This is a genomic window from Xenorhabdus cabanillasii (assembly GCF_003386665.1).
In the GTDB taxonomy this organism is placed as follows: Bacteria; Pseudomonadota; Gammaproteobacteria; order Enterobacterales; family Enterobacteriaceae; genus Xenorhabdus; species Xenorhabdus cabanillasii.
Genome location: NZ_QTUB01000001.1, coordinates 2352337 through 2370165 on the forward strand (window position 1 = coordinate 2352337; position 17829 = coordinate 2370165).

Annotated in this window: 18 protein-coding genes; 5 read left to right on the forward strand and 13 right to left on the reverse strand. The window is 38.1% G+C overall.

Annotation, left to right across the window (positions count from 1 at the left end):
* The first annotated feature begins 59 nt into the window (after window positions 1–59).
* Together pdxJ and acpS are read left to right on the forward strand one after the other, a co-directional pair.
* On the forward strand, window positions 60–791 hold the full coding sequence (gene pdxJ, locus BDD26_RS11310; protein ID WP_038259672.1) for a pyridoxine 5'-phosphate synthase: 732 nt from the start codon (window positions 60–62) through the stop codon (window positions 789–791).
* The gene (gene acpS, locus BDD26_RS11315; protein ID WP_038259673.1) at window positions 791–1171 is read left to right on the forward strand and encodes a holo-ACP synthase; all 381 of its coding nucleotides are present in this window, start codon (window positions 791–793) and stop codon (window positions 1169–1171) included. The genes pdxJ and acpS overlap by 1 nt, the downstream gene beginning before the upstream one ends.
* Window positions 1172–1230: 59 nt before the next feature.
* On the opposite strand, the gene BDD26_RS11320 is transcribed toward acpS, so the two are convergent.
* Window positions 1231–1491 carry a YfhL family 4Fe-4S dicluster ferredoxin gene (locus BDD26_RS11320; protein ID WP_099119361.1) on the reverse strand — a complete coding sequence of 87 codons (261 nt, stop codon included), beginning with the start codon at window positions 1489–1491 and terminating at the stop codon, window positions 1231–1233.
* 218 nt (window positions 1492–1709) lie between these two features.
* Here BDD26_RS11320 and BDD26_RS11325 point away from each other — a divergent pair, with 218 nt between their 5' ends.
* Window positions 1710–2612 carry a DNA-3-methyladenine glycosylase 2 gene (locus BDD26_RS11325; RefSeq protein ID WP_115826579.1) on the forward strand — a complete coding sequence of 301 codons (903 nt, stop codon included), beginning with the start codon at window positions 1710–1712 and terminating at the stop codon, window positions 2610–2612.
* Between the two features lie 176 nt (window positions 2613–2788).
* On the opposite strand, the gene BDD26_RS11330 is transcribed toward BDD26_RS11325, so the two are convergent.
* The 11 genes from BDD26_RS11330 to fos form a co-directional block, all read right to left on the reverse strand.
* The gene (locus tag BDD26_RS11330) at window positions 2789–3877 is read right to left on the reverse strand and encodes a saccharopine dehydrogenase family protein (RefSeq protein ID WP_115826580.1); all 1089 of its coding nucleotides are present in this window, start codon (window positions 3875–3877) and stop codon (window positions 2789–2791) included.
* 164 nt (window positions 3878–4041) lie between these two features.
* The gene (locus BDD26_RS11335; protein WP_038263375.1) at window positions 4042–4608 is read right to left on the reverse strand and encodes an NAD(P)H-dependent oxidoreductase; all 567 of its coding nucleotides are present in this window, start codon (window positions 4606–4608) and stop codon (window positions 4042–4044) included.
* Between the two features lie 113 nt (window positions 4609–4721).
* Window positions 4722–5465 (reverse strand): SDR family NAD(P)-dependent oxidoreductase, encoded by a 744-nt coding sequence (locus BDD26_RS11340; RefSeq protein ID WP_038263372.1) that lies wholly within the window; start codon window positions 5463–5465, stop codon window positions 4722–4724.
* Window positions 5466–5478: 13 nt separating this feature from the next.
* A complete protein-coding gene (locus BDD26_RS11345; RefSeq protein ID WP_115826581.1) occupies window positions 5479–6243 on the reverse strand; it encodes an SDR family NAD(P)-dependent oxidoreductase in 765 nt (254 codons plus the stop codon).
* Window positions 6240–9083 (reverse strand): aminotransferase class III-fold pyridoxal phosphate-dependent enzyme, encoded by a 2844-nt coding sequence (locus BDD26_RS11350; RefSeq protein WP_115826582.1) that lies wholly within the window; start codon window positions 9081–9083, stop codon window positions 6240–6242. Before BDD26_RS11350 ends, BDD26_RS11345 begins: the two co-directional genes overlap by 4 nt.
* A gap of 14 nt (window positions 9084–9097) precedes the next feature.
* Entirely contained in the window at window positions 9098–9865 is a 768-nt protein-coding gene (locus tag BDD26_RS11355; RefSeq protein WP_115826583.1) for a hypothetical protein, read from the reverse strand.
* Entirely contained in the window at window positions 9852–11150 is a 1299-nt protein-coding gene (locus tag BDD26_RS11360; protein WP_115826584.1) for a beta-ketoacyl-[acyl-carrier-protein] synthase family protein, read from the reverse strand. The genes BDD26_RS11355 and BDD26_RS11360 overlap by 14 nt, the downstream gene beginning before the upstream one ends.
* A 120-nt stretch (window positions 11151–11270) precedes the next feature.
* A complete protein-coding gene (locus BDD26_RS11365; protein ID WP_115826585.1) occupies window positions 11271–12233 on the reverse strand; it encodes a beta-ketoacyl synthase N-terminal-like domain-containing protein in 963 nt (320 codons plus the stop codon).
* Between the two features lie 3 nt (window positions 12234–12236).
* The gene (locus tag BDD26_RS11370; protein WP_115826586.1) at window positions 12237–13499 is read right to left on the reverse strand and encodes a beta-ketoacyl synthase N-terminal-like domain-containing protein; all 1263 of its coding nucleotides are present in this window, start codon (window positions 13497–13499) and stop codon (window positions 12237–12239) included.
* A gap of 96 nt (window positions 13500–13595) precedes the next feature.
* Window positions 13596–14057 carry an acyl carrier protein gene (locus BDD26_RS11375; protein ID WP_038267797.1) on the reverse strand — a complete coding sequence of 154 codons (462 nt, stop codon included), beginning with the start codon at window positions 14055–14057 and terminating at the stop codon, window positions 13596–13598.
* A 395-nt stretch (window positions 14058–14452) separates the two neighbouring features.
* Window positions 14453–14851: a fosfomycin resistance glutathione transferase gene (gene fos / locus BDD26_RS11380; RefSeq protein ID WP_038267800.1), complete on the reverse strand. Its 399-nt coding sequence runs from the start codon at window positions 14849–14851 to the stop codon at window positions 14453–14455.
* Window positions 14852–15047: 196 nt separating this feature from the next.
* On the opposite strand from fos, the gene BDD26_RS11385 reads away from it, so the two are divergent.
* Together BDD26_RS11385 and tadA are read left to right on the forward strand one after the other, a co-directional pair.
* The gene (locus tag BDD26_RS11385; protein WP_038267804.1) at window positions 15048–15692 is read left to right on the forward strand and encodes an HD domain-containing protein; all 645 of its coding nucleotides are present in this window, start codon (window positions 15048–15050) and stop codon (window positions 15690–15692) included.
* Window positions 15693–15752: 60 nt separating this feature from the next.
* Complete coding sequence (tadA, locus tag BDD26_RS11390) at window positions 15753–16250, forward strand: tRNA adenosine(34) deaminase TadA (protein ID WP_038267806.1); 498 nt, start codon at window positions 15753–15755, stop codon at window positions 16248–16250.
* A 16-nt stretch (window positions 16251–16266) separates the two neighbouring features.
* Here tadA and mltF read toward each other — a convergent pair whose 3' ends face one another.
* Window positions 16267–17727 (reverse strand): membrane-bound lytic murein transglycosylase MltF, encoded by a 1461-nt coding sequence (gene mltF / locus BDD26_RS11395; protein WP_115826587.1) that lies wholly within the window; start codon window positions 17725–17727, stop codon window positions 16267–16269.
* Window positions 17728–17829: the final 102 nt, after the last annotated feature.

A 17829-nucleotide genomic window follows, 5' to 3' on the forward strand; every position in this document is an offset into this window, starting at 1 on the left:
ACTCTTAATCATGGGAAATGTAAACTTTATTTTATCTGATACTATTGCAGGAGCTAAAAATGGCTGAGGTATTGTTAGGCATCAACATTGACCATATTGCAACAGTGCGTAATGCGCGTGGAACGCAATATCCTGATCCTGTGCAAGCTGCATTTATTGCTGAACAAGCAGGCGCAGATGGGATAACAGTTCACTTACGAGAAGATCGCCGCCACATTACAGACCGAGATGTTCAGTTACTAGCAAAAACTATTCAAACACGTATGAACCTCGAAATGGCAGTTACAGATGAGATGGTAGAAATAGCCTGCCAGATCAAACCTGCTTTTTGTTGTTTAGTCCCTGAAAAGCGTGAGGAAGTCACAACAGAAGGTGGACTGGACGTATTCGGGCAAAAAACACATATTGCTGCTGCTGTTAAGCGTTTATCAGAAGCAGGTATTCTGGTATCCCTGTTCATTGATGCGGATCACCAACAAATTGATGCTGCTGTAGAAGTTGGGGCACCATTCATTGAGATCCACACAGGTGCATACGCAGATGCAGAAAATGATGTGCAGCAGGAGAAAGAGTTCCAGCGTATTAAAGAAGCAGCGACTTATGCGGCAAGTAAAGGTATTAAAGTCAATGCAGGTCATGGATTAACGTATCACAATACACAACGCATCGCGGCATTACCGGAGATCCATGAACTGAATATCGGTCATGCCATCATTGGTCGTGCTGTATTCAGCGGCTTGTCTGATGCTGTTGCTGATATGAAAACATTGTTGCGCGAAGCCCGCCGTTAATGGCTATCGTCGGATTAGGCACAGATATTGTTGAAATTTCGCGTATTGAGGAAATTGTTGGGCGTTCTGGTGAACGCCTGGCAAAACGTGTTCTGAGTGATAACGAGTGGCAACAATATCAGCAGCATAATCAGCCAGTTCGTTTTCTGGCAAAACGCTTTGCTGTCAAAGAAGCCGCGGCTAAAGCGCTTGGAACAGGTATCCGCAATGGTTTGGCTTTTAATCAGTTTGAAGTGGTTAATGATGTTTTAGGAAAACCGACATTAAAACTTCATGGTGAAGCAGAAGTTCTGGCTGGCCAACTGAATGTAAAGTCTATGCATGTCACACTGGCAGATGAACGGCGTTATGCATGTGCGACAGTGATATTGGAAAGCTAATGAAAAATACCTTACCCATTGTATTTTATTGGTTTTTTGTTATCGCCAAAAAATTGTTATCAGATTTTGTCTGCATGATGTAAAAGCACAAATTTGTCCCATAGTTGTTCTTCTGTTTCTTTATGATTTGGATCGAGAATAATGGTATTTGGTATCGGGCAAACAGACTGGCAGGTTGGCTTTTCGTAATGTCCCACGCATTCGGTACAGTGTTCTGGATCAATCTCATAAATCTCAGCTCCCATAGTGATAGCCTGATTCGGGCATTCAGGTTCACACATATCACAATTGATGCATCGTTTGGTAATTAGTAGTGCCATTTTAATCTCTTATAAAAATTATGATTAAAAATCAATTGGTTAAATTGTTTCTGTATTTGTTACGTTTGCCAGATTATTGTGTTTTTATACAGTGTGTCTTATATTAAAAAATGACGCCCCTTAATACAAAACTGCAATACGTGCCTGTTTTTGATACCTGAAAAATGGTCGTGTGTAAGCCAATATATCAGCTTAATAATATGCCGGAGTTTTCTGTAATGAAACCAAGCTATTTCATGGAAATTATATTACCAGATAATTATCACACACGAGATTTTTTGGCTTTTCACCATCGGGATGAGAAAGGTGTTTCTGAAATTGTACAGCAGGGCCAGGTTAAAAAAGGCATCATTTGGCACGGAATTCCTGCATTACTGACTGTGTCAATGGAGGAAAAACTGGCAAAAGTGCAGCTTGATATTGATGGTGACAGTACACTTCATTCAAAAAATTCTTTATCTCTTCTGGCCTCACATATGCTTGGGTTATTACAGCCGGTAGAGATATTTGAATCCCAATACCAAAAAAACCCTGTTATTGGCGGATTAATTTCCCGGCAGGCAGGTCTGCGAATTTACCAGTCGGCAACACCTTTTGAAGCACTGAGTTGGGCGATTATGGGGCAGCAAATCAGTGTCAGGGCGGCGATCTCCATTCGCAGGCGATTTATTCAGGCTATTGGCGTTAAACATACTTCAGGGTTGATGTGTCATCCGACTTATCAGGAAGTCATACAGTGCACAGAGCAGGATCTATGTCAGTGTGGTTTTTCTATGAGTAAGGCTAAAGCTCTGTTGAGTGTTTGTCGGTTGATTGATTTGGGGGAGTTGAATTTATCCATTGAAAATACTGAAGATGAAATTAAATCGCTCACAGAAAATCTTTTGGCTATTAAAGGCATAGGTATCTGGACAGTGAACTATACCTTGCTAAGGGGCTTTAATTATTTGAATGGTTCTCTGCATGGTGATGTGGCAGTAAGGCGTAACCTTCAGCATTTACTGAAGCAGGAAAACAAAGTCAATGCCGAACAGGCTGAAAAATGGCTGGCAGATTTTTCGCCCTGGAAAGCGCTTGTTGCTGCACATTTATGGCGACAGCAATCCAGTAGTGGGTATTAAGGCTTGTAATGATATGGTCTTTCTTGCTCCGTTAAAATAAATCAACAGTGTGATTTTATTTCATGAAAGACCACTATCATGAACAATACAACTCTTATTGGTATTGTTCGACACAATCTTTGAAGGCATTACTATTGTAGCCTTTGCCTACAATTATGAAATCTGACATGATGTTTTTACCCTATATCGTCATTAATATAGAACTGAATATGTTCAGCAGATAAGAGCATTTTCAATTTCTCAAGATCTAAGAATATTTCACCAGTATTGAAGATCGCCGATGAATTTTTCTTTATATGTTCCGCCAATTGTATTACCAGAGCTGCTGCTCCTGTTGCTGTTAAATGTGTTTGTCCTTCTGAATCAATAATATGAAAACATACACTTTTACGATGTCCATTTTTATCAACCCCTTGTATATCAGCACGTATTTGGTGCTTATATCCCTGACCTGGATTATATAAAATTTTTCTACGAAGGCTGGTAGCCCTTCTGCCTGATAATAGTTTCCAAATACCCTTTTTGACCAGGAAAGATAATAATTGATTACTTTTAGGGCTATCAAAACCAATTCTTGTGGCGACAGTTTGTGCATTTGTAATTAAAGGTAATATGAATTGCTCTGGCATATCAATACGAAACACTTTATGGTAGTTACCATCACCAAATAAAACCATCCGTTCATCAGAAAAAGGAAGAACTTTTTGGTAGTTTCCATTATTTTTTACTATAAAAGGGATTGCCAATCTATCCATATAATCAACTGAATCCGGGCCAGCTTTGTCGTTCAAAGAATATAAGACACTCATATCAATACTATCAATACTGATAAATGAATGACTGATATCGTTGATAAATGTCGCCACAATTCCAGCCATCCATGATGATGCAAAAATCATATGACTCGGTTTTTGATTTTGCATAACTATTGCTTTACCGAGCGCAATCTGCAAACGTTCCGTCCAACGAGTTATATCCACATAAGCTATATTATTTTGATGTGCAAAATATAATAATTTGTCTTCTGGGTCATTAACAAGAGCTAACACAATGTCAATCTTTAATCCATTTGGTAAAGCAGGTTTTTCAATGTCAAAAAACAGACTTTTTGAATTAGTTAGACTTTCAGATAATGACTGGGCTTTATCAATATTTCTGCCAGCAATTATCAACTCTAAATCAGGCTGATATTTATTGAGGATTTTTGTGACTTGATGACCAACAACGCCATAACCACCGACAAGTAATATAGAAATTTTATTCATTTTATAACCATTAATATCTTGAATTAAAATGATAGTCCGGTATTTGATTTTAGTAACTATTAAAAGTATTACAACAAATTCAAGAAAAATTACGCCAGTATGTGAAAGGCTGGCGTTTATAATAATACGACTGTCAATATAAGCTAAGTGAGTTACAAAAAAAATTAAATAACTATTGATTCCAGCATGGTTTTTCTGTCTTCATCCCTAACTTTAGGAACAGCATAAAAAGGAATAACGTTAACTGGAGAAATACCTACTAACTCTAGTGTTCCTAATGTCATACTACGCATGAAGCTATCTAATTCCATACCATTTTGAACTAAAGTATTTTTTTCAGTACCTAAAGTGACGAATACAGTTGCAGATTTTCCCGTTAAGTAGGGAATGAAAGTATTTTCATCCTCATAATAAGCAAAACCATTAGAAAAAACCCGGTCAATCCATCCCTTAAGGATAGCTGGCTGACCAAACCACCAAATAGGATAAATAAAAATCAGATGATCCGACTCTTTAACCATGGCTTGGCTTTTCGCAATATCTGGCAATACCTCACCACGGTGTAAAGCTTCAAAATCTGGACTATCAAGTATAGGATTAAATTTCTCATCATAAAGAGAAATAAAGTTGTATTCTTCACCTCTCTTAACTATTTCATTAATTATTTTTTCTTTAATGGCATGATTGAAACTGTCAGGATTAGGATGAGCATAAACAATCATATGCTTCATTTTTGATACTCCTTTAAGAAATATAAAAAACACATTAATAGGTATCACTATAAAAAATGAATATATCTGTTATCTTTATCACACTGTAATTTAATAATATATCGTAAATATTTTTACATTCCTCCTCTCTCACCACCATCAATCGTTATCCCTTGAGCTGTAATCATAGCAGCATCAGGAGAAATGAAAAACATGACTGTACTGGCAACATCCTGTGGGTTTACTAAACGCCGTAGTGGAATTTTTTTAGCCACCCTTTTTAGTAAGACTGATGTTGAACATCCTAGCAATTTGGCCTGAGGTTCCAGGCCTCTCACAAACATTGGGGTATTTACCCAGGCAGGTAATACTGCATTTACAGTTATTTGTCTCTCAGCAAGATCCAAAGCTAATGATTTAGTTAAGCCAAGTAAAGCATGTTTTGATGTACAATAAGCAGTATTATGTGTTGTCCCTACCTTGCCAAGGATAGATGAAATAATAACAATTCGCCCACCAGAAACAATATCAGGTACAATATGTGATAACAGACGCTGAGTTGAATGCAAATTGGTTGTTAATACCAAATCCCAGATATCATTTTGGTCAATATAATTATCATCAGCCTTACCATGACTAACAACAATACCTTTTATTTCACGTTCTTTAACCAAAGGTATCAATTCTCTGCTTAGTATTTCCTCTTCAACTAAATCGATTTGGAGGGGATAAATATATTCTGGTGATTTATCTACTAATTCATTTAATCCATCTCGGTTCATATCAATTGCAATAACATAATATCCAGCTTCAACAAGCTTTTGGCAAACAGCAAATCCAATACCACTTGCTGCACCAGTAACAATAAATGTTAGCATTATTTTTCCTTATTTAACTTAGTGCAATTCCACCATTGATATTAATAATTTCACCAGTTATGTACTTGTTTTCTATAAGAAAATGTATTGCACTGGTAATTTCATTAACATGCCCAACTCGTTTAAGCAGTATTTTATTATTGATTAATTCCTTATGTGTACTTAATAAAGTTTTCGTCATCTCTGTTTGAATAATACCAGGAGAAACAGCATTAACCCTAATATTTTTAGGGGCTACCTCAACCGCAAGCGCCCGTGTTAATGATTCTATTCCACCTTTAGTTGCCGCATAAATTGATTGGCCTTTATTCGGCCTTGTGGCTGAAATTGAAGAAATATTGATAATATGGCCACTACGTTGTGGTATCATCACTTTTAGTACTTCACGACTACACAAAATATAGCTCAACAAATTATTATTTATCAGTAATTCAATATTTTTAGTTTCCATTGTAGCCAGCAATCCATCGCTGGTTATCCCCACATTATTGACTAGAAGATCAATTTGACCAAACAAATTAATTACTTTATCAATAAAAGTATTGACATCTTCTTCCTTCGCTAAATCAGCTTTAATAGGTAAGATTTCTGGGTAATTTAGTTTTATCTCAGTAATAAAATCTGTTAATTGGGGAGTTTCATTTCTATAACAAAAAGCAACCCGATATCCTCTACTCAACAAACTTAAAACTATAGCTTTACCGATGCCTTTACTGCCTCCTGTCACAATTGCACTTTTTGTGATGGTGTCTAATTTTAATTCTCCATGATTGCTCATAAACTTGAATTCTCTTTGATATCAGATAAGGTAAAATTATGTTTTCTGGCGATTGTCATGATATTAATCACCTGATTAGCTGAAATATTCCCGTATGAAAAATTCCCTGTATATTCTTCCAGACCTAATAGAATCGTTTCTGCCATGCAAGCATAAATCTGTCCTTCTTTTAAATAGGCACGTACACGAGTATCTAAGCTGTCATTATTGGGAGTCTGTACAATTCCTCCACGTAATATTCTGATATCTGGCCTTCTGATAACATCTTCGTCGGAAAGATTATGGGGTACAGAAATATCGCAAATGATTGCTCTTTCTTTGATTTTTTCGACTGACAAAAATGCTTCTGAAGCATTCGAAGCACACACAATCACATCACAGTTTTCAATATCAGAAATATTTTGAGAGGTGTGGATAAATGTCTGGGTTGGGTAATATTGATCCAAATAGCGATCTATCTCTATGCCCACATTTTCTTTACCAATGAGGTAATCAGCAGGCATAGAGGAAAGGCAATCTACTATTTTTTTTGCTAACCCTCCTGTTACTGGTATCCTGTTAACAATAAACTGTTCATAGATATTTTTATAAATATGGTATTTCACCATATCCAGTTTTTTCAGAGAACCATGATTACTGCTACCTATTAATATCATTTCCTGAAATTTAGGGCCTAATATCTCTGCATAAACACTTCCGATATTCCCGGCTCCTCCCACAATCGCAATCCGCATGTTAACCATGTCCCGATCTGCAATACTTTTCTGCAATGCTTCAATACCGATGCCTACAGTCAAGGCATTACCTGTTGTCACGCTGATTGGCGTATTTTTTAAGGATTTGCCATTATTGGTGATGATAGAAGTAAACATTCCCAACCCAACGGCCACATTGCCATCAGCGGCTGCTTGGGCAATCCGAATATCAATTTCATGCCGCAATCGTCCAAGTTCATTTTTTTCCAGTGCTTTTTTGATCATTTTTGAAGTCACTGTCAGCGGATATAGGGTGAATTCTACCGATTTGCCATCACCCGAACGGATACGTGCCGCTTTGAAAGGTTTGGTTGAGAGATTAAAAGTAGAACTTTCAACAAATAGCTCCAATTCTTCATCACTAAATATACTGAATGATGGATCCACTTCCCTAAGCCCATTTGCAGAAATCAGGTGGTTAATAAAAGCCACTTTATAGTCAGCCTCTCTGTCATCATGTTGCGAGCTTTCCATACGCCGGTAATCTGTAGAAATGGTAAGATCCTTTTTCCCAAGCATGGGGGCAACGATAAATCCCGCGTCAGCGTGACGAATAGCCTGGCAAACCTTGGAAAGGGCCTCAACAAACCGAATAATTTGTTCAATTTCCAGAAATACAGATGGTTCTACACGAATCACATTTGCCGCACTGCCAGAAGGTGCGACACGAATATGGCTGCCACACAATAAATGCCCACTAATCACATAGCCTAAGCTGCCTTGTACAGCAATATTCTGCAAAATATAGGAATCAGAATTAATGACATCATGAAACTCTGTGCCCCAGATTAATCCTTTTCCGCGAACATCTCGAATAACATCGGGATATTGTTCTTTCAGTGCATTCAATTGTGTCCTGAATTCTTCTCCTAATCGGGTTACTTGTTTCAGTAAGTGGCGCTGGTCAGTATGCAAGAGATTGATGAAATCATGTGCTACCCGACAAGAGAAATCATCTTCACCAAATGTGGAACTTTGGATGACATCAAATCCCGGTGTAAAGCTTTCCTGACGGATAGCAACTATCCCAATCTTGACATATCCGGCCCCCAGGGCTTTGGAAAGAACATAATAATCAGCATCAAGGCCTGCATCACTGGACGCTACCAAAAATCCACACCTTCCTGATCCCGATTGAACTTCATCAGCAATAACGGAGCAACCCAATATCTGTTTTAATCGATTAATTCCACTAATTTGTTCTGCATTAAGCGGATGAACACCGCCTTCTCCCTGTACAGGCTCTATTAGAAATGCAGTAATAACTCTGAATGGTTTCTTCGTTAAAATAATCTGATCATTCTTTTCTTGCGGTAACCACAACCAGCTATTAAAAATATCATTAGCTTTTTCTCCCATGATCGAAAATTCATTTAATTCTTCAGGAGAAAGGAAATGTGTGTTTATTTTCATTCTTCTCAGATAATGGCGATATATGGCACCATACGTGCAGTTGGCCGTTATCATAGTTTTTCCATGGAAAGAATTTTCAAGAGCTAAGAATGTTGGTTTTGTATCTAATTGATTCTGGATAAATGCCATCAATGCTAACTTGATCTCTTCGACAGAGGCATTTGCCTCCAATTGTAAATGCCTACGCTGCTCCTCGGTCAGTATAATTTCTTTATCGTTGTTGATTCTGGCAATAGCCGCCACAACTTCCCGTTCTAATTCTTCAAGTTGAGCATTACGCGTAAATTCTGCACTTTTCAGTGCAATTTCTATCGATTCTGCTCCTGTACTAGCAAAGCAGAATATAAAATTACTAGTAGTTCCAGTTTCTTCTTTCAGTAATTCATTAAGGCGTTCAGCTAATAATGCTGCCGATTTTCTTATGGAAAATTGGTTATGGACGGGTGTTTCTTCATCGAGATAACACTTTATTTTTTCTCTTATAAAAGGAGAATTATGGCCTAATAATGTTGCACCATATCCCCCCAGTAGATCCAAGACAGGAATTTCTTTATTATTCTCATCTTTGTAATAGAGAAAATTACCTGCTGCCCGGTGATAAGTTCTGTTTAAACCAAGTGAGATCAATGCTTGGGTTAGCTGAGGTTTACAAAAAGTAGCATAACTTTCCATTACAAATCCTATTGTTAATTAACAGTTTCAACTTGTCTATGAGACTTTATATGTTCTTCTATGTCCTTAATAAAAAGGATAGTTTCAGCAGCATAATTTCCCTCACGATAATTCTGATGTAGACATGTAATATCAATTATATGTGAGTTATCTTGTGGCACCTGATTTTCAACTCTTGTTAGAATGAACGTAACAGCAAATTCAACAAACTCACCAGAAAATCCAGACTGGGTATTTTGAGTTACACTCCCTATTCCGGAAGCGACCACTAAAGCATAATCAATCAAGTTATTATTCAGACATAACTCAGCTTCACTAAACGCTGATAGTAATCCTAAATTTCCACGTAAAAAAGAAGCACAATCACATTGCAAACTTAGTTCTTGAGAAAGCACTCCCAACAGATTATTACTAAGTGACAGAGTGATTAAGAAAGGATTCACTCGTTCACATTCCCAGATAGCTTGATAAATACTATTTGAATTGTTTATCTTAGTTTGTTCATGTACAGGCAATAATTCTGAAGGTAATGGGTGAAGATATCCATATTGCGTGGTATACAGGCCAAATCTTATTTTGGGATCACTAACATCCAGGCAGGCTGAAATTAAAGCCTTTCTAGTCGAAATAATACCTTTTTTCGTTCCCGTAGAATAATAACGCCTGAGCTTTTTATTTTTAATCAGCTCATTGTCATCTTTTTCATAATTCAAATTATTAAATAGATGACAAGGGGTAGTTATGTTATGACTAACGAGTTTTATTATTCTACTTTTTTCCATTATAATCCCCTATCACTAAGCATGAGTTAATTCCACCAAAACCAAATGAATTAGTTATCGCATTCTTCACAGGGAAAGGTCGTCCATAATTCGGAACATAGTCCAAGTCACAAAGCGGATCGGCAGTTTCAAGGTTAATAGTGGGTGGAATAAATTTATGTTTCACAGTCAGAACCGTCACTACTGCTTCAATGGCTCCTGCTGCTGCTATCCAATGGCCTAACATAGATTTGGTTGATGAAACTAAAGGAAGCCGCGAATCAAAAATACGTTTTATGACAGCGGATTCCAGTGCATCATTCAATGGAGTTGATGTACCGTGGGCATTGATATAGTCGATCTGATGCAGATACAAACCACTATCCTTGATAGCTTGCCTAATAGCACTTTCTGCCCCAATCCCATTGGGATGCGGAGCCGTCAGCTTATAGGCGTCTAAGGAAGCGCCATAACCTTTAATTTCAGCATAAATTTTAGCTCCCCTACGTAGCGCACTTTCTTCACTTTCAAGTACTAAAAACGCACCACCTTCACCGGCGACTAGCCCACTACGATTTTTATCAAAAGGGCGACAAAGTTTATTGCCCCATTTTTCAGTTGTGGCAGCTGCTCCCAATAATTTCAGACCTATCAAGGTACGCAAATTTATGACTGAATCTGCTCCACCAGCCAACATTATGGAAGCTTCCCCCCTTTTTATGGATTGACAAGCCAACCCGATAGCATGAGTGGCACCAGCACAAGCGGCATTCACGTTTATCACTGGCCCTGATAAAGAGAATCGGTGGGCAATTGCTTTTACCATGCCGTCGTTGCTACACCTTATGCCGGAACAGAAACTCAAGTTATGACGTTGGTTGAACAGAGCTTCAATAGCTTGCTGTTCAGTGTCCTGAGCATGGCGGTTTTTGCGCCACAGATGTCTATCATCCTCTGATACCTCTGTTGCTCCACTACATCCATAAATACCGATATACTGTTCATCCCCTAATATTGGTATAGATAACCCTGCATCTTCCAGAGCTTTAGAGGCTGAAATAATCCCCATAATGCCACGCTTGTCTGTGATGCCTGGTTCCGGTAGATATGCTGCGTTTTCAGTGAGTAAAGTATTAAAATCAATCTGGGCTGCATATTTCACAGGCAGTACACCATTATCCTCAAATGCCAGTGAATTAACTGCCGACTCTCCATCACAGAGTTTTTTCCAAACAGTATCAAGATGGGTTCCAAAAGCGCTCACGATCCCCATACCTGTAACAACAACACGACGGTCAGATATCATCACAATTCTCTCTTAGCCATTCTCATACGAAGCAAAACAGCAATGCACTGTTTTTCCAGACCATGAACCAATATCAGTACTAAAGGGGACAGTTGTTGATAGATAAGATTTGAGTGGGTATTATCTACACCCACAGTTTTTTTGGTACATCTCAATGGCTAGATTGATAGCAATAAAAGACGCAGCAGGTCCTGTATATCCTATAGCTTTATCAAGATTAAACTGTATTGCGTCAGGAAAAACGTCATGTGTTGATGAGATATATTCACTACCAACATTTCCAACATGGATTATTTGATGTGGTGATAAACCTGATGTGATAATTTTTGACAAGAAACGAGTATATTGATTGCTATCGTTAATTATCATACGATTAGCATAAGTAATCTCACCATCAGCGTTCTGGCTATCTCCATGTAAGGTAATAAACGAGGCGGCTTCCGCTGGTAGCCAAGGTGTATCACCGATTAGACGCTCATAAGCAAGGTAATACCATGTTGAGATTTTCTGGGCATTACCACCACAAAGTGCGAACTGACAGCGTTTTTCTTTGATACTGTAATAACCTTCCAGAAGTGCATGACCTCCTGCATCAATATGAGGAGAAAAGAAAGCATTATCACCTGTGATACCAAGATGTTGTGACAAATGACTGGCTGTTGAAGTATTCAACAACGCCAATCCCATTAATGGAGGAGTTTCCACCAATGCTCTGGAAACATAATCTTTATCATCTTTTGTATCAGACGCAATGAGATAAAAATTATTATCAGCATCACTTGTGCCTAATCCAATAAACAACCCACGTTGATCAGGAGGAAAGTTTTCACCAATACTGTTTTCCCAAGTTTTAATACCAGTATAGAGCACCCATTGACTTTGCTCATGCGCTGTTCGCCGGATCATTTTATCCATGGAAGGCATGACAAAATCTCTTTCTTTGATAAATCTCTCTCCTGTAATATGTGGTAAACGCAGTTTGTTGTCTGATAAATCAGCTTTTTTTATATTTCCATGAATAATATCATTTATATTCAGGCTGTCAGGAAGCAAACTAATCCCTCTGGTTATATAAATCTTCATAATTTATCCTTCAGCTCGTTTTAAAATCAAACTGCTATTTTCTCCACCAAAGCCAAAGGAATTACTTAGGATATGTTTGACATGCATTACTTTTGCAGTATTGTTTACATTAATTGAGCCATCAATTTTTCCTAATTCAGAAAAGTTAAGGCTGGGAAGAATTCGGTTATTATTTAGAGTTTCAATTGAAAGTATTGCTTCCAGCAACCCACTAACTGCTAACGAATGCCCTGTCGCCGACTTAGTGGAAATAACTGGGGGATTATGTGGAAAAAGTGCATTAATAGCTTTACTTTCCGCAAGATCATTATTGACAGTTGAAGTACCATGAGAATTAATGTGATCGATATCTTCAGGCAGTAATTCAGCATTTTTCAACGCTGAAGACATACAGGCGAGATAATATTGTCCCGATAAATCTGTTGACGTCATTTTATAACCTTCAGATTGTCGGGACATTCCTGCAATCTCAGCCAATATCTTAGCCTTTCTGGCAATAGCGTGAGAGTAATTTTCAACAACCAGAAATGCAGAGGCATCAGCCAGAACGCAGCCTGCCCTATCTTTATCAAATGCCCGTGAAGATTGATTTAATTCTGTAAACTTACCATCATAAAGGGCCCTGACATTTTTAAATAATGTTTGCGTAATAGGGTGGGTTGCTTCTTCAGAAGCACCAACTAAGGCTATATCTTTCCGACCACTTTTAATAGTAAGATATGCAGAATAGAGAGCCACCATTCCTGCTGTACAAGCATCACTATAGACTCTTGGTTGCCCCGGCGTGTGAAAATGCTCAATCAACTTTTCAGCGATTTCATATGGGCGCATCAGCGCCCCAAAATGCTCAATGTCAATATATTCTGAGGGTGATATATTCTCATTGAAGTAACGATTCAGAATATCATCGTCAGTAAACATCTTGTTATTGGCAAAAAATAATTCACATTTATATTGCTTCAGTTTCTTATGAGTTAATCCAGCCATTTGCAAACTATTTTCGCCTGCACAGTAAGCCATCAATAAAACACGATTATTGGATGATTGTCCCGTAGAACTGAATTGATTACGTAACCTGTCTATATCTGTGGAAGTTAATTTTGCACTCGGAATATTATTTATTCCATGTTTTTTTAATAACCTATCTTCGCAAATAAGTGATTTTTTCTCCATCAATGAATTAAATAAATCGCTTGGGCAATCATGATTACGAACAATTAAACCATAACCGGTTACAGCAACTTTATCTGTAGTTATACCAGCCATATTTATTTCCACCTTAGTAACAACATCACATCTACATTTGAATTTAAAAATCCAAAGTTAAATTATTAAGGAAAATATAATAATATTATTATTTATTCAGTTGGTTAATATATTGTGACAATACTTTTTAATTTCGGTTAAAATAATATCATCTGCATTTTTACTATTGGATTCACAGATGGATTTACATAATGAAGCCCAATTATGAACATTAGTTTCACCAAATAGATCTCCTAATGTAAGAATGGAATCTAATTGTTCTGATGTGTAATTATAACAGCTAAAAGCAAGTAATCCTTTTCCTTCTTCAGTAAGAACATCTCCAATTAAAAATCTATTTATAATACTTTCAGAAAAATTTTCTTGAACATGAGAAAAAATACTTTTTGTTGGCATGGTGATTTTAAATTTTTTCCCAAGATTAAATGAAAGATCAATGATATCTAAGGAATCAGCACCTAACTTGTTAATTAATGAAGATTTTTCATTAATATCACTTCTATCAACAAAAAGAATTGAAGAAACTTCCTCACATACAGCCAAGATATAGTTGTCCATATAAGTACTCTCCTCATGGAAAAAATAGAAACACATAAATACGAATGCAGTACCATTTACTTTTATCAATAAAGAAGAGTAAAGACTAGTGAAAAAAAACAATATGATTAACAAAATAGATTATAAATTATATATATGAAATAACAATCAAAAAATAACAATACCAAATTGAAAATAGAAAAACACATGGTTATTTATTCAATACATTGATTCACGTTCATATACTGATGTGATGGACGCTGTTTTTCTTGATGGCAAATAATGTCATCTTTTATCCGATGTATTGAATTCTGGAGAACATCTCATGAATATGATCAGAGTGGTTGGGATTCTCGCTAAAAGAGAAGAGGGTGCTATTATGACACCAATTGGTTACAACGGTAGTGTGGAAAACATCAATACCACTCTAAACCAGTGTAAGGATTCTGTCGCAAGGTTTCGAGACGGCTTGCCAGAGAACCTACGTGAATTTCAAGTTGATGACCGTCAGGATCCAGAAAGTAAATCGATTCTCCTTCACTTCGGTTATCTTTCCATTGTCTTATTCCGGCAATAAGCAGTTTCTCCCTGAAAGCAAAAAAATGCTCAGCCGCAATATTAAAGGCGATATGGGTATAATCCTGTGCTGGCTTTGCTTCGTCACAGGAAAGACAAAGCCACAGTTCCCCCAGACTTAAGTAGGCCCCATTTTGCCAGCGGACATGCGGGATAAACCCAAGTAGATTAATGTAGAAATCGAGGCTGCGCTCAAGATTTGATACCGCCAGTGTCAGATGATTAAGTCCTGTTAACATAGATGTTCAGCCTGTCTTACCTAAAACAGTCGTTTCTGTTTCTAAATAAACGAATTGAGATCGTGATAAGAGTAAGGATATGCAATCGATCAGTTATGTCAGGAAAAGATCTCTTAATTATCAAACTTCGTTTTGTTCTGATCGCTTTTTGTTAAAATGATCTTTCCATTCATTCACTTACTCAGAGATTTTAGCAATGTTATCTTTTTCACCGTTTGACGATTTAGCCCAACAGATTTTACCTGTCGCGATAGAAGGTGATGATGGTGCCCATGATATTGCTCATTTGTATCGGGTTTGGAAAAACGCTAAAAAAATTTGTGAAGCAGAATGCGGCAATTTGCGGTTAGTTTTTGCTGCGGTTTTATTACATGATTGCGTTAGTGTAGAGAAAAACGATCCAAACCGCCATTTAGCCTCTCGCATGGCCGCAGTTAAAGCAGCCTTAATATTAAAAGACCTCGGATGGAACGAAGAAGATATTGCTGCTGTCTGCCATGCCATTGAAGCGCATAGTTTCTCTGCTGGATTAACACCAACGACACTGGAAGCCCAAATTGTACAGGATGCTGATCGGCTGGATTCCATAGGAATGATGGGAGTTGCTCGCTGTTTTTATACGGCAGGGCGTATGCGTTCGGGTTTGTATGAAACTTATGATCCTTTAGCAAAACAGCGTGAATATGATGATCGCGCTTATGCTGTTGATCATTTCTATACCAAATTATTCAAAACAGAAGCAGGTTTTCAGACAGTTGCAGGCAAGCAAATGGCTCATGAAAGAACAAAACGCATGGAACAATTCTTGAACGATTTTTTTGACGAAATTCAGGCTGAATAAACCAACATTAATGATGAATAGGTATAATTAACAGGATTTATATTAGCAAGAGAATATGTAGTGGCAGAAATATATAGTGATGAATATTGGATGCGTCGGGCCATGGATTTGGCAATGCAGGCACAGGCACAAGGTGAGATCCCTGTAGGTGCACTGTTGGTAGCGGATAATAAAATTATTGCTGAAGGTTATAACCTCCCCATTACAGATCATGATCCGACAGCTCACGCAGAAATTGTTGCATTACGGCGTGGAGGGGTTCAATTAAAAAATTACCGTCTGTTGAACACAACACTCTATGTTACTTTGGAACCGTGTGTTATGTGTGCGGGAGCAATGATCCACAGCCGGATACAGCGGTTAGTTTATGGTGCAAGTGATATGAAAACCGGTGCGGCAGGGTCATTGATTGATATTTTGCGTCATCCCGGTATGAATCACCAGATTGAGATTACTGGCGGAGTATTGGGACAAGAATGCTCCACTATGTTGAGTGCATTTTTCAAGCAACGTAGGGAGCAACATAAAGAATTAAAAAAGTTGAAAAAACAACAGTAGAAAGCACCATAAAAAGTTACAAAGCATTCTCATTTGTATCATCAGGATTGCTGACGGTGGTTTTCTCCGTGGGTATATTAGGCTTTTCTGCCTTGTTGCGGTTGTTCTGAGCTCTCAGATAGCCTTCTAAGCTTTGGTAATAACGACGAATATTTTCGACGTAGCGATAGGCTTCATAACCGCGTGCATAACCATATGTGGTATTGGCATAGTATTTTTTCTTACTCAATAGAGGAATGCGTGATTTAACGTCCATCCAGCGGTCAGGGTCACTTTTTTGCATGGTCGTTAATTTCCGGGCGTCAAGAATATGCCCATACCCCATATTATAAGCGGCTAATGCGAACCAAATCCTCTCATCTTCGGGAATAGTATCCGGCAAACGAGACATCAGGTAATGCAGATAAGCCATTCCCCCTTTCACACTCTCGTCCGGATCAAGGCGGTCTTTGACTCCTGCCCATTCTGCTGTTGGGCGTGTCAGCATCATCATGCCACGAACGCCTGTAGGAGAGGTTGCTTGTGGATCCCAATGTGATTCCTGCCATGCGATAGCGGCAACTAATTGCCAGTCGAGGGAGCCTGCGTATTTCGCAAAAATAGGCTGATATATTGGCAATAAGTTATTAATTGCACGAATGAATGAGATAGTGTCAAAGTAATCAAATGAGCCAATATGGCTGAAATATTTTTCTTCCAGCCGTGGCGTTATATGGTTTTCAGTCAGCATGTTGAAAAAATCCAGCATTGCTGAGTAGAGGCTATAGTCATCATTACGCTTCAAATACCAGGTTAATGGTTTATCTTCACTGACATCAAAAGCGATAGCCAGATTGGGATGGATGCGCTGTTGCAGAGCAAGGCTGATTGAATCGCTGATCGTATAGTCAATTTTTCCTTCGGATACTTGTTCAAGCAATTGCTGGGTATTGTGACGTGACGACTCTTCCCAGGTTAAATCAGGATAAGATTTTTCTTTCCACTGTTTTAGTTCACTGACATGGGCAGAGCCGGCGGTGACAACCAGTGGGCCTTTTAAATCAGCAAACGAACGTGGGCGCACCGTACCTTTGCGATAAACCAATTGTTGGGATACTGAATAATAGGCTGGGCCAGTCCGTGTTTGGTCGAGTCTTTCTCTGTTATAGATAAGACCGGCAGCTAAAAAATCGGCTTTGTCAGTGTATAAGTCATCAAAAAGCTGGCTGATATTAGAACGAAACTTAATACTCAGTTTGACACCCAGATAGTCAGCAAATCGTTTGGTTAAGTCATAGTCAAATCCTACAGGTTCATTTTTATCATTAAGTGAAATCAGAGGAGAACTGATGGTACTCACCCGAAGTTCTCCCCGTGCCAAGATCCTGTTTATCTGCTCCTGCTGTTTATTAGGCCAACTGATGTTGAGACCAATGATTGTGGCAGAGAGGAGCGCGATAATGACGATGACAAAATAATTTATCTTGATATTGCTCAAACAGTTATCTCTCGTCAGTACGGTTAGGCTCCGTATGAAATGTCAGATAATAGCATGGTTAAATTTCCAGTAATCGGGAATTTTGCGCAACAAAATTGAGAT

Bases quoted from the DNA above. Each gene is read 5' to 3' on its own strand.
- pdxJ (WP_038259672.1), top strand. From the start codon at position 60: ATGGCTGAGGTATTGTTAGGCATCAACATTGACCATATTGCAACAGTG.
- acpS (WP_038259673.1), top strand. From the start codon at position 791: ATGGCTATCGTCGGATTAGGCACAGATATTGTTGAAATTTCGCGTATT.
- BDD26_RS11320 (WP_099119361.1), bottom strand. From the start codon at position 1,491: ATGGCACTACTAATTACCAAACGATGCATCAATTGTGATATGTGTGAA.
- BDD26_RS11325 (WP_115826579.1), top strand. From the start codon at position 1,710: ATGAAACCAAGCTATTTCATGGAAATTATATTACCAGATAATTATCAC.
- BDD26_RS11330 (WP_115826580.1), bottom strand. From the start codon at position 3,877: ATGAATAAAATTTCTATATTACTTGTCGGTGGTTATGGCGTTGTTGGT.
- BDD26_RS11335 (WP_038263375.1), bottom strand. From the start codon at position 4,608: ATGAAGCATATGATTGTTTATGCTCATCCTAATCCTGACAGTTTCAAT.
- BDD26_RS11340 (WP_038263372.1), bottom strand. From the start codon at position 5,465: ATGCTAACATTTATTGTTACTGGTGCAGCAAGTGGTATTGGATTTGCT.
- BDD26_RS11345 (WP_115826581.1), bottom strand. From the start codon at position 6,243: ATGAGCAATCATGGAGAATTAAAATTAGACACCATCACAAAAAGTGCA.
- BDD26_RS11350 (WP_115826582.1), bottom strand. From the start codon at position 9,083: ATGGAAAGTTATGCTACTTTTTGTAAACCTCAGCTAACCCAAGCATTG.
- BDD26_RS11355 (WP_115826583.1), bottom strand. From the start codon at position 9,865: ATGGAAAAAAGTAGAATAATAAAACTCGTTAGTCATAACATAACTACC.
- BDD26_RS11360 (WP_115826584.1), bottom strand. From the start codon at position 11,150: ATGATATCTGACCGTCGTGTTGTTGTTACAGGTATGGGGATCGTGAGC.
- BDD26_RS11365 (WP_115826585.1), bottom strand. From the start codon at position 12,233: ATGAAGATTTATATAACCAGAGGGATTAGTTTGCTTCCTGACAGCCTG.
- BDD26_RS11370 (WP_115826586.1), bottom strand. From the start codon at position 13,499: ATGGCTGGTATAACTACAGATAAAGTTGCTGTAACCGGTTATGGTTTA.
- BDD26_RS11375 (WP_038267797.1), bottom strand. From the start codon at position 14,057: ATGGACAACTATATCTTGGCTGTATGTGAGGAAGTTTCTTCAATTCTT.
- fos (WP_038267800.1), bottom strand. From the start codon at position 14,851: ATGTTAACAGGACTTAATCATCTGACACTGGCGGTATCAAATCTTGAG.
- BDD26_RS11385 (WP_038267804.1), top strand. From the start codon at position 15,048: ATGTTATCTTTTTCACCGTTTGACGATTTAGCCCAACAGATTTTACCT.